This window comes from Nocardioides endophyticus, from assembly GCF_039543845.1.
Classification (GTDB): Bacteria; Actinomycetota; Actinomycetes; order Propionibacteriales; family Nocardioidaceae; genus Nocardioides; species Nocardioides endophyticus.
In genome coordinates this window covers 90,019-102,023 of sequence record NZ_BAABKN010000030.1, presented here as the reverse complement: position 1 = coordinate 102,023, position 12,005 = coordinate 90,019, and the positions used below count along the sequence as shown (strand labels likewise).

The following is a 12,005-nucleotide window of genomic DNA, read 5'->3' as shown; positions in this document are numbered from 1 at the left end:
GCGGCGACAGCGCCGTCACCCGTGTCGGTCCTGTCTCGATACGCCGGTCGGCTACTCGACCTGACCTCCTAGTCGGCCTCGAGCAAGCTCGAAGCGGGGAGATCGAACCACCGCAGGTGCTCGAAGTCGGCGCTCACGTTGGCGGGATGGCCGGACAGGTCTGGGCCTTCGGTCGCGGCCAGCAGCGCGATGCCGTCACGGAGGTGCTCGGCGAGCAGCTCCTCTCCCCCGGTCGCCTCGTTGCTGGGCATCGAGACCCGCCCGCCGGCGTACGAGATGTCGCGTAGCGAGAGCGGCGGGGTGACGACGCCCTTGCGGTGCCGCCACAGGCCGGTGGCCGGGTCGAACCGGTAGTCGCCCAGCAGCCTCCAGCCGTCGCGGGCAGTCACCCGGACCGCCTCGATCAGGTAGTCGACGACGGCGTCGGAGACGAAGTAGTTGAAGTTGATCCGCACCCAACCCGGCTTGATGCCTTCACAGCCGCCGGCGATCTCGCGCTCGAACTCGTGCGAGCGCTCGAGGTCGATGCCGAGCAGGCGGTGGCCGTACGGGCCGGCGCACGAGCAGCCACCGCGCGACTGGATGCCGAAGAGGTCGTTGAGCAGCGCGACGACGTAGTTGTGGTGCAGGTAGCGGCCCGATGGCGAGCGCAGGACGAAGGAGACGATCGAGAGGCGATCGGCGTCGATGTTGCCGAGCAGCTCGATGCCGGGCTCAGCGCGCCAGGCCTCGACGGCGCGGCGCAGGTGTCGCTCCTCCTGCCGGCGGATGGTGTCGGTGCCGACCGCCTCCTTGAGCTGGAAGACCAGTCCCGCGCGGATCGACTCGATGATCGCCGGCGTGCCACCCTCCTCGCGCTGGGTGACGTCGTCGAGGTAGCGGTGGTCGTCGTCGTTCACGTACGCGACCGTGCCGCCGCCCGGCACGTCCGGCACCCGGTTGGCGAAGAGCTCGCGACGCGCGACCAGCACCCCGGGCGTCGAGGGCCCGCCGATGAACTTGTGCGCCGAGATGAAGACGGCGTCCTTGTAGGACAGCGGCTGACCCTCGGCGGCCTGCATCTCGACCGCGACGTACGGCGCGGCCGCGGCGAAGTCCCAGAGGCTCAGCGCGGCGTGCTCGTGCAGGAGCGTGGCGATCGCGCGTGTGTCGGAGACGATGCCGGTGACGTTGGAGGCAGCCGAGAACGAGCCGATCTTGATCGGACGGGCGGCGTACCGCTCCAGCTGCGCGCGCAGGTCGCCCTGGTCGACGCCGCCGTCGGCGTCCTGGCGGATCGTCACCACGTCGGCGATCGACTCGCGCCACGGGATCTCGTTGGAGTGGTGCTCGTAAGGACCGATGAAGACGACCGGTCGCTGCGCCGGCGGGATGTGGTCGGTCAGGGCCTGGGCGTCGTCGAGAGCGGACGGGATCCGCAGGCCCAGGACGCCGATGAGCTTCGCAATGGCGCCGGTGCAGCCGGATCCGGCGAACAGCACGATCGTCTTGTCGTCCCCGCCGACCGCCTCGCGGATGATCGCGCGGGACTCCTCGCGCAGGCGGGTGGTCTGCAGACCGGTGCCGCTGGACTCGGTGTGGGTGTTGGCATAGCTGGGCAGCACCTCGTCGCGGATGAAGTCCTCGATGAAGCTCAGCGCACGACCCGACGCGGTGTAGTCGGCGTACGTCACCCGGCGGGCGCCGTACGGCGTCTCCATCACGTGGTCCTCACCGATCACGGACTCCCGGATCAGGGCCAGAAGTGCTTCCTTCTCCTCCGCCACGAACCCACGATAGGGCTCGACATAGGGTGACCCGGTGAACAGCCCGTCCCAGAGTCTCCAGCGCGCCGAGGCGGTCGCCCGCCACGAGTGCCTGGCGGTGCACGACTACGACCTGCGCCTCGACCTGGCCAGCGACGAGAAGACCTTCGGATCGGTCACCACGATCCGCTTCGGCAGCCGGGGAGGCGAGACGTTCCTGGACCTGAAGCCGGTGCGCGTCAACGAGATCCGGCTGAACGGCGAGGTCGTGGATCCGGACCTGCTCGAGCGGGGTCGGCTGCCGATCCACACGGTTGCGGGCGACAACGAGCTCGTCGTGGACGCGGTGATGCCGTTCCGCAACGACGGCGAGGGGCTGCACCGCAGCACCGATCCGGCGGACGGCAGGTCGTACGTCTACGGGATGATGTTCATGGACGCCGCGCCATCGGTCTTCGCGTGCTTCGACCAGCCGGACCTGAAGGCGCCGTACACGCTGCACGTGCTGGCTCCTGCGGATTGGACCGTGGTCGCCAACGCCCCCGGGAAGTGTGTGGAGACGGGCCTGGGAAGTTCGGCGCTGTGGGAGTTCGAGCGCAGCCAGCCGCTCTCGACGTACTTCGTCACCGTGGTCGCCGGGCCCTACCACCTGATCAGCGACCATCACGACGGCATCCCGCTCGGGTTGTCGGTGCGCGCGAGCATGGCCGGCGCGCTCGACGCCGACGCGGACGAGCTGTTCACGATGACCAAGCAGTGCTTCGACGAGTTCCACCGGCTCTTCGGCATCCGCTACCCGTTCGGCAACTACCACCAGGCGTTCGTCCCCGAGTTCAACGCGGGTGCGATGGAGAACCCCGGGTGCGTCACCTTCCGCGACCCACTCGTCTTCACCAGCAGGGTGACGCGTGGGATGCGGATCCAGCGGGCGACGACCCTCGCCCACGAGATGGCGCACCAGTGGTTCGGCAACATCGTCACGCCCCAGTGGTGGGACGACCTGTGGCTCAACGAGTCCTTCGCGGAGTACATGGGCAACCGGGTCACCGCAGACGTCACGGAGTACGCCGACGCGTGGGTCGACAACGCCTACGCCCGCCGGCAGTGGGGTCTCAACGCCGACCAGCGCCCGAGCACCCATCCGGTCGCCGGCAACGGTGCCAAGGACGCGAGCGCGGCGCTCCAGGACTTCGACGGCATCTCGTACGCCAAGGGCTCGAGCATCCTCAAGCAGCTCAACACGAGCATGGGCGACGACGTGTTCTTCGCCGGGGTGATCGACCACTTCACCCGGCACCGCTTCGGCAACGCGACGATGCACGACCTCTTCGAGTCGTGGGAGCGCGCGGGCGCCGGCGACCTGTCGTCGTTCACCACCAACTGGCTGCGCACCGCCGGGCCCGACCGGATCGTGGTCGACCGCGCCGCCGGCGTGATCCGTCGTACGCCGCCGGCAGACCACCCGGCCGACCGGTCACACTCGTTCCGGATCGCTGTCGCCACCGACGCTGGCTGGAGCACCGAGTCGGTGACGCTCGACGGCTCCGAGACGCCGTACGAGCTCGACGGCCGGACGGTCGTGCTGGACCCGTACGAGGACACCTGGGCGGTCCTGGAGGCCGACCCGGTCAGCGCCGATCGGCTGGAGGCGTTGCTGCCGGCGATCGAGGATCCGGCCCTGCGGGCCGGCGTCTGGAACAACGTCCGCAGCGCCTTCCACAACGTCGCGCTCTCCCCCGGCGACGTGATCGACCTGGTCGTCGCGAGCGCGCCCGTGGAGTCGACCGAGGACGGCAAGCGCCGCCTCGGCACCTGGCTGCTCGGCGACGTGCTCCCGCTCGCGCCCGAGGGGTCCCTGGAGCGGGTCCACACAGCCGCGCTCGGGAAGCTCGAGACCACCGACGCGGGTTCGGAGCACCAGCTGTCGGCGTTCCGGATGGCGATCTCCACGGCGACCGACCCCGCCGACCTGCGCGGTTGGCTGGCTGTGACCCCCGGCGGGATCGATCTCGATCTCGACCTGCGCTGGCGGGTGCTCGTCCGGCTCGCGGCCCTGGGCGCGACCGATGCCGAGGAGCTGCGCGCCGCGCTCGACGCCGAGCCGACGGGCGAGTCCCGCGTCGCGCACATGCGTGCCGCGGTGTCGCTGCCCACTGCGGAGGCCAAGGCTCTGGCCTGGGGTGTCTTCACCGGCAAGCTCGACGTGCCCAACTACGAGCTCGAGGCGGCTGGCCTCGGCATGTGGCGCGGCGGCCAGGAGGAGCTGACGGCGCCGTACGTCGACCGCTACTTCGACGAGCTGCCCGACACCGTCCGGGTGCGGAGCGGCTGGGTGCTGGCCGACGCGACCGAGTTCTTCTTCCCCGTGACGTCCCTGTCCGAGACGACGCTCGATCGGGCCCGCCTGCTCGCCTCCGACACCGCGCTGGACCTGTCCGTACGCCGTCGCCTCGGCGACGCCGCCGACGACCTCGCCCGCAAGCTCGCCATCCGCAAGGCCTACCCGACGTCATGAGCCTCGACCGCGCCCGCCGACCCGGACCGACCGTCCGGACGCGCGTGCATGAGATCAGCGATGCGGGCGAACGCCGCCGCGAGGACCGGTTGGCGACCGAGGAGCCGCTGGAGATCCGGCTCACCTGGCCCGGCGCCCCGGCGCGGCGGGTGTGGGTGACGATGCGGACGCCCGGCCACGACTTCGAGCTCGCCGCCGGGTGGCTGGTGCACGAGGGGCTGGCCGGGCCTGGGACGATCCACGGAGTCGCCTACTGCACCGATGCCGACCTCGCGCCGGAGCAGGAGTTCAACGTCGTCACGGTGACGCTCGCCGCCCCTCCCCTGCGCGATCCCGGGCATCGGCACGTCGGGCAGTCGTCCGGGTCGTCGGCGTGCGGCGTGTGCGGGAAGGACAGCATCGCCGAGGCGCTGGCGGCTCCAGCGGCCGGACGCTGGCCCGGCGCCCTGCCCTCGTCTGAGGTCGTACGCCGGCTGCCAGACCTGGTCCGCGAACGGCAGTCCGTCTTCGATCGGACCGGCGGGGTGCATGCAGCCGCCCTGGCCACCGCGGATGGCGACCTGCTCGTCGTACGCGAGGACGTGGGGCGGCACAACGCCGTCGACAAGGTCACCGGTGCGCGCGTGCTGGCGGGCGCCGTACCAGCCGAGGCGTGCCTGGTCGTGAGCGGCCGGGCGGGGTTCGAGCTCGTGCAGAAGGCGATTGCCGCCGGTGTCGGCTCCCTCGTCGCCGTCGGCGCGCCCACCTCGCTGTCGGCGCGGCTGGCGGCGGAGTCCGGGCTGGTGCTCTATGGCTTCACTCGGCCCGATCGGTGTGTGCGGTACAGCTGAGGTCGTCGGCTGTGGGATCGCCGTTTGGTCACCAACCGCAGATTTCGGGCCGGATTTCTGCGGTTGGTGACCAATCCGCGCCCCCGACCGGCCCGCACCCGGCGTGGGGTCGAGCCACTGTCGGTGCCGCCTCATAGCGTTGCGGCATGCGCATCCTTCACACCTCCGACTGGCACCTGGGCCGGTCGTTCCACCGTGAAGGCATGCTCACGCACCAAGCGGCCTACGTCGACCACCTGCTCGACGTGGTCGAGCGCGAGCAGGTCGACCTGGTGGTCGTCGCCGGGGACATCTACGATCGCGCGCTCCCCCAGGTCGACGCCGTACGCCTGGCGGACGAGACGCTCGCCCGGCTGGCCGCCAGTCGCGCCCAGGTGGTGCTCACGAGCGGCAACCACGACTCCGCGCAGCGGCTCGGGTTCAGCTCGCGGCTGATCGACGCCGCCGGAGTCTTCATCCGCACCGACGCCGGCACCGTCGGCACGCCCGTCCTGCTCGGTGACGAGCACGGTGACGTCGCCGTCTACGGGATCCCCTACCTCGACCCCGACGCCGTCCGCGAGCCGTGGGGGCTGCCGGCCCGGTCCCACGAGGCGGCCCTCGACGAGGCCATGCGGCGGGTCCGCGCCGACCTGGGCGGCCGCGGCAAGAGCACCCGGTCGATCGTCCTCGCGCACGCCTTCGTGGCCGGCGCACAGCCGAGCGAGTCCGAGCGCGACATCAGCGTGGGCGGTGTCTCCCTGGTCCCGACCAGCACCTTCACCGGCGTCGACTACACCGCGCTCGGCCACCTCCACGGCCGGCACACGCTGACCGACGCCGTCCGCTACTCCGGCTCGCCGCTCGCCTACTCATTCTCCGAGGCCGATCAGCGCAAGGGCTCCTGGCTGGTCGAGATGGGTGCCAACGGCCTGAGCACCGCGGAGTTCGTGGAGGCGCCGGTCCCCCGGCCGCTCGCCCGACTGCGGGGCACGCTCGCCGACCTCCTCGAGGACCGGAGTCTCAAGGCTCACCAGGGAGCGTGGGTCCAGGCCACCCTCACCGACGTCGTACGCCCGCTCCAGGCGATGGAGCAGCTGCGCGCCCGGTTCCCGCACACCCTCGTCATCGCCTTCGAGCCGGTGGGCGCCAGCGCACCCTCGGTGCCGCTCGCGCGCCCCCAGGGACGATCCGACCACGACATCGCGCTCGACTTCGTCGCCGAGCTCCGGGGTGCTGCCGCGACCGACGACGAGTCGGCTCTGCTCCAGGCCGCGTGCGACGCCTGCTGCGAGGATCCGGAGGCCGACGTGCTCGTCTCCGCGGCAGGCACGGAGGGTCTCTGGTGAGGCTCCACCGGCTCCAGGCCACCGCGTTCGGGCCGTTCGCCGACACGATCGACGTCGACTTCGACCAGCTGTCCGCAGCGGGCCTCTTCCTGCTCTCCGGGCCCACCGGGGCCGGCAAGACCAGCGTCCTCGACGCCGTCTGCTTCGCGCTGTACGGCGACGTCCCCGGCGACCGCAACGCCGCCAAGCGGCTGCGCTCCGACCTCGCCGCCCCCGGCGTACGCCCCCAGGTGATCCTGGAGGCCACCCTGTCCGGCCGACGCTTCCGGATCACCCGCTCGCCCTCGTGGGAGCGAGCCAAGAAGCGCGGCGACGGCGTCACCACCGAGCAGGCGTCGGTCCTGATCGCCGAACGAGTCAGCGGCGCGTGGGTCACCCACTCCACCCGGCTCGACGAGACCGGCTACCTGGTCTCGCGCCTGCTGGGGATGAACGTCGCGCAGTTCACCCAGGTCGCGATGCTGCCCCAGGGCCGGTTCCAGGCGTTCCTCCGGGCCAAGTCCGACGAGCGGCACCGGCTGCTCCAGCAGCTCTTCCGCACCGGCCGCTTCGAGGACGTCGAGCGCTGGCTGCGGGACCGCCGACTGGACCTCCGGCGACGGGCAGACGCGGCCCGCGAGGTCGTCTCCGACCTGGTCAGCCGGGTCAGTGAGACCACCGGCACCGAGGCTCCCGAGGAGACCGCTCCCGACGAGTGGGCCCGCTCGATGCGCGACGCCGCTGCCACGGCCTGCGCCGAGACGGCCTCCGCGGCCGCCGAGGCGGCCGCTGCCGAGGCGGCTGAGCGGACCGATCTCGAGGCCGCCCGAGACCTCCACCAGCGGCACGCGCGCCTGGCCGCGGCTGCCGCCGAACGGGTCCGGCTCGAGGCAGCGGCCCCTCAGCACGCCGACGCACAGGACCGTCTCGAGGCCGCCCGCCGCGCGACCGCCGTCGTCCCGCTGCACCAGGTCGCCGTACGAGCCCGTCGTGCTCGCTCCGCGGCCGCCACCGGCGTCCAGAGCCTCGAGGTCGTGGACCGGGCAGCTCTGGACGCTGCCCTGCAGGAGGCGGTCAACGGAGCGGCCCGCGCCCGGGCGCTGCAGCCACGTGTGGACCGCCTCCGCGCGCTCCGCCGAGAGGAGCAGACCCTCGTCACCCGCCGGACCCGCCTCGCCGCATCCGCCGAGAGCGCGCTGGCCGACGCTCGCGCGCTCGTCGCGTCGCTCACCGAGCAGGTGGCGGCGGCCCGGACGGCCCACGATGTCGCCCGGGAGGCCACGCTCCAGGCCAGGACCCACGCCCTCGACGTCCGCGAGGCGCGCCTGCACGGCATGGCCGCCGAGATGGCCGGATCACTTGCCGTCGGCGGCTCCTGCCCGGTGTGCGGCTCCTGCGACCACCCGCACAAGGCCGCGGCCGCAGATGGCGCTCCGGACGAGTCGGTAGAGCGGGCCGCCCAGAAGGCTGCAGACGACGCGGCCGCCACCCAGCACCTGCGCGACGTGGAGGTGCGCACGCTGTCGGCGGAGCTCGTCGCCGCGACGGCTCGCATCGACGTGGTCCCGCCCGACATCGCCACCGAGACCGGCTCGGTCGAGGCCTCGCTCGCTGCCCTGAGCGCCGAGGCGGCCGCGCTCGACGCCGAGCTCGCTGACCACGATGAGACCCTCGTTGCGTCGTACGCCGCCCAGGAGCGCGCCGCCCGCGCCGGGCTGTCGGCACTCGACGCGCTGGCCGCGGCCGAGGCCGCACTCATCGAAGCCGAGCAGACCCTGACGACGGCCGTCGTCGAGGCCGGCTTCGCCACGCCCGACGACGCCATGGCTGCCGCGCTCGACCGCCGGGCGTACGACGAGCTAGCCGGCCGGATCGCCGAGCACGAGCGGCGGCTCGCTGCGGTCGCCGCAGTCCTCGCCGAGCCCGGCGCCGACGAGATCGGCGGCGCTGCGCTGCCGGACCTGCCGGCGCTCACCGCGTCCCATGCCCAGGCCTTGCGCGGGCTCGGCGACGCTCGGGCGCGGGAGGACGCGTGGGCCAAGCGAGCGAGCCGGCTCAGCCGTCTCGTCAGCGATCTCGACACCGCCGTCGCCGCCTGGCGCCCGCTCAGCGAAGAGCTCGACGTCGTGACCCGGCTGTCGGCCTTCGTCGAGGGGAAGTCCGCGGACAACCCGCTCCAGATGCGGCTCTCGGCCTACGTCCTCGCCTACCGACTCGCCCAGGTCGTCGCCGCCGCCAACGAGCGCCTCGATCGGATGAGCGACCGCCGCTACACGCTCGAGCACACCGGCAAGCGGGGTGCAGGCGAGACCCGGGGTGGCCTGAGCCTGCTCGTGCGCGACGACTGGTCTGGCGAGGCACGCGACCCCGCGACCCTGTCCGGCGGCGAGACGTTCGTGGTGTCCCTCGCCCTCGCACTCGGGCTCGCCGACGTGGTGACCCAGGAGGCGGGCGGCGCCGACCTCGACACCCTGTTCGTCGACGAGGGCTTCGGTGCCCTGGATGCCGACACCCTCGACGACGTGATGGACACCCTCGACTCCCTGCGCGACGGCGGCCGGGTCGTCGGCGTCGTCAGCCACGTCGCCGAGATGCGCGACCGGATCCCCACCCAGCTGCTGGTGACCAAGTCCCGCCTCGGCTCGGCCGTGTCGATCAGCCGATGACGCTCGAGATCCGGGCCGCGTCGGGTCTGGAAGCTCCACGTGGGCCGGACTGCTCGAGACGGTGTGGATGGAGCGTGCGGCCGATCGGGTCTAGCGTGGCCGGGTGACCTTCGACGTCCCGGCCGACGCGTATGCCCGCTTCATGGGCCGCTTCTCCGAGCCGCTGGGTGTCAGCTTCGCCGACTTCGCGGGTGTCGCCCCCGGGATGTCGGTCCTCGATGTCGGCTCCGGGCCGGGCGCACTGACCACCGAGCTCGTCGAGCGCGTGGGCGCGTCGTCGGTGTCGGCGATCGACCCCTCGCCCCCGTTCGTGGCGTCGCTGCTGGAGCGGTTGCCCGAGGTCGACGTACGAGCGGGCGCCGCCGAGCGCCTGCCGTACGACGACGACGTGTTCGACGCAACCCTCGCCCAGCTGGTCGTGCACTTCATGAGCGACCCGGTCGGCGGCCTGCGCGAGATGGGCCGGGTGACCCGGCCGGGCGGCGTCGTGGCGGCGTGCGTCTGGGACCACGACGGCGGCGACACCCCGCTCAGCCTCTGCTGGACCGTCGCCCGTGAGCTCGACCCGTCGGCAGTGGACGAGTCCGGCCTTGCCGGTGCCCGTCAGGGGCACCTCGAGCAGCTCTGCGCCGAAGCCGGGCTCACCGACGTCCAGGCGACCAAGCTCCACGTGGACGTGGAGTTCGCGTCCTTCGACGAGTGGTGGGAGCCCTACACGTTCGGCATCGGCCCGCTCGGTGCCTACATCGGCAGCCTCGACCACGACGGTCGTACGGCGCTGCGGACGGGCTGTGCCGAGCGCCTGCCCGCGGCACCGTTCACCGTACGCGCGTCGGCCTGGGCCGCACGCGCCCGCGCCTGAACCCTCAGACGTCGACCGATCCGTGGTCGGCGTCGTACGTGTCGCCGGTCAGCTTCGTCTTCGCAAAGCTGATCAGCGATGCCACCTTCCCGCCCGGGGTGTCCCAGTACTCCCCGTGATCCAGGTCCACCCGCAGCAGCGTCGCGTTCGGGTCCTCGGGGCCACCGGGCAGCCAGGCCTCGGCGAAGGTCGTCCAGAGCTCACCGAGCTTGTCGCGGTCTTCCACGACCTCGGCCCGGCCGTACGCCGCCACCCAGGAGTCCCGCGACGAGAACGTCAACGACACCTGGGGGGCCGCCTGGATCGCGCGGACGTGCGCCGTCTCGCGAGCAGTGATGAACCACAGCTCCGCGGACGGCTCGACCTCCTGGCGGGCCATGGGCACGCTCCGCGGCCCGTCCCCGCCGAAGGTGGTGAGCATGGCGATCGGGATGTCGTCGATCAGCTCGAGCAGCTTCTTCTGGTCTCCGTTGTCCGTCATGGTCGCGCGGTACCCAGGCTGTCGCCGCGAAACCCTCTGGACGCCATCCGATAGGTTCGCGCCATGGGCGATCGCGCGCTGGATCCGACGTTCACCTCACTCCCCTACCGCGGTCTCGGCGACGCGGCCCTGGCCCGCGCGGCGGACCTCGGGGCCACGCATGCCGACTTCCGGTTCGAGCGGGTGCGCTACCAGGAGCTGGTCGCCCGCGACGGCGTCCTCCAGGGGGCGAGTGACACCGAGGACCTCGGCTTCGCCGTCCGGGTGGTTCACGGTGGCGCCTGGGGCTTCGCCTCCGGGGTGGTGCTGACGACCGAGGAGGCGGTTCGGGTCGCCGAGACCGCTGTCGCGGTCGCGAAGGTCGCCGCCGAGATGACCAGCAGGCCCGTCGTGCTCGCCCCCGAGCCTGTGTACGCCGACGTCGAATGGGTCTCCACGTACGAGATCGACCCGTTCGAGGTGTCGGTGGCCGAGAAGTCCGCCGTCCTGATCGACTGGACCACCCGACTGCGCACCGGTGCCGCCGTCGACCACGCCTCGGCCCACCTGCTGCAGGTGCACGAGTGCAAGTACTACTCCGACCTCAACGGCACCCGCACGACCCAGCAGCGGGTCCGCCTGCACCCCGGCTTCGAGGCGATGGGCGCCGGCGCGGACACGTTCGACTCGATGGCGAGCATCGCCCCGCCGGTCGGTCGCGGCTGGGAGTACCTCACCGGCGGCCAGCACAGCTGGGACTGGGACGCCGAGCTCGACGAGGTCCCCGAGCTGCTCGCGCAGAAGCTCAAGGCACCCAGCGTCGAGGCAGGCACCTACGACCTCGTGATCCACCCGTCCAATCTCTGGCTGACCATCCACGAGTCGATCGGCCACGCCACCGAGCTCGACCGTGCACTCGGCTACGAGGCCAACTACGCGGGCACGTCGTTCGCGACGATCGACAAGCTCAACTCGCTGCAGTACGGCTCCCCGGTCATGAACGTCACCGGCGACCGCACCATCGAGCACGGACTCGCGACGGTCGGGTACGACGACGAGGGCGTCGCCACCCAGAGCTGGGACATCGTCACGGACGGACTGTTCACCGGCTACCAGCTGGACCGGTCGATGGGCGCGATGCACCCCGACCTCGCTGGGCCCGACTTTCCTGCTGGCCGCTCCAACGGGTGCGCGTACGCCGACTCCCCCGGCCACATCCCGATCCAGCGGATGGCCAACGTGTCGCTGCAACCCGCACCCGACGGGCCGAGCACGGAGGAGCTCATCGGGCGGGTCGAGCGCGGGCTCTATGTCGTGGGCGACAAGTCCTGGAGCATCGACATGCAGCGCTTCAACTTCCAGTTCACCGGGCAGCGGTTCTACAAGATCGCCGACGGCGAGCTGGTCGGCCAGGTCCGCGACGCGGCGTACCAGGCGACGACCACCGAGTTCTGGAACTCCATGGAAGCGGTCGGCGGCCCGGACACCTGGGTCCTGGGCGGCGCGTTCAACTGCGGCAAGGCCCAACCGGGGCAGGTGGCCGCGGTCAGCCACGGCTGTCCGACGTCGCTCTTCCGTGACGTCCGCATCCTCAACACGGTCGCCGAGGGAGGCAACTGA

8 protein-coding genes are annotated in these 12,005 nt (G+C 71.8%); 6 read left to right on the top strand and 2 right to left on the bottom strand.

Annotated features, from left to right (window positions below; translation table 11 throughout):
• Positions 1 to 68 precede the first annotated feature (68 nt).
• A complete protein-coding gene (locus ABEA33_RS22690) occupies positions 69 to 1,766 on the bottom strand; it encodes an aminotransferase class V-fold PLP-dependent enzyme (RefSeq protein ID WP_345529347.1) in 1,698 nt (565 codons plus the stop codon).
• A gap of 34 nt (positions 1,767 to 1,800) precedes the next feature.
• Between ABEA33_RS22690 and pepN the strand changes: the two genes are divergently transcribed.
• The 5 genes from pepN (at position 1,801) to ABEA33_RS22665 (ending at position 9,925) form a co-directional block, all read left to right on the top strand.
• Positions 1,801 to 4,260: an aminopeptidase N gene (pepN, locus tag ABEA33_RS22685; protein ID WP_345529346.1), complete on the top strand. Its 2,460-nt coding sequence runs from the start codon at positions 1,801 to 1,803 to the stop codon at positions 4,258 to 4,260.
• A complete protein-coding gene (locus ABEA33_RS22680; protein WP_345529345.1) occupies positions 4,257 to 5,090 on the top strand; it encodes a formate dehydrogenase accessory sulfurtransferase FdhD in 834 nt (277 codons plus the stop codon). Before pepN ends, ABEA33_RS22680 begins: the two co-directional genes overlap by 4 nt.
• Before the next feature lie 146 nt (positions 5,091 to 5,236).
• Positions 5,237 to 6,418, top strand: coding sequence for an exonuclease SbcCD subunit D (locus tag ABEA33_RS22675; RefSeq protein WP_345529344.1), 1,182 nt, complete (start codon positions 5,237 to 5,239; stop codon positions 6,416 to 6,418).
• Positions 6,415 to 9,063 (top strand): AAA family ATPase, encoded by a 2,649-nt coding sequence (locus tag ABEA33_RS22670; protein ID WP_345529343.1) that lies wholly within the window; start codon positions 6,415 to 6,417, stop codon positions 9,061 to 9,063. Before ABEA33_RS22675 ends, ABEA33_RS22670 begins: the two co-directional genes overlap by 4 nt.
• 103 nt (positions 9,064 to 9,166) lie before the next feature.
• Entirely contained in the window at positions 9,167 to 9,925 is a 759-nt protein-coding gene (locus ABEA33_RS22665; RefSeq protein ID WP_345529342.1) for a class I SAM-dependent methyltransferase, read from the top strand.
• A 4-nt stretch (positions 9,926 to 9,929) separates the two neighbouring features.
• On the opposite strand, the gene ABEA33_RS22660 is transcribed toward ABEA33_RS22665, so the two are convergent.
• A complete protein-coding gene (locus ABEA33_RS22660; RefSeq protein ID WP_345529341.1) occupies positions 9,930 to 10,406 on the bottom strand; it encodes a pyridoxamine 5'-phosphate oxidase family protein in 477 nt (158 codons plus the stop codon).
• A gap of 63 nt (positions 10,407 to 10,469) precedes the next feature.
• On the opposite strand from ABEA33_RS22660, the gene ABEA33_RS22655 reads away from it, so the two are divergent.
• Positions 10,470 to 12,005, top strand: coding sequence for a TldD/PmbA family protein (locus ABEA33_RS22655; protein WP_345529340.1), 1,536 nt, complete (start codon positions 10,470 to 10,472; stop codon positions 12,003 to 12,005).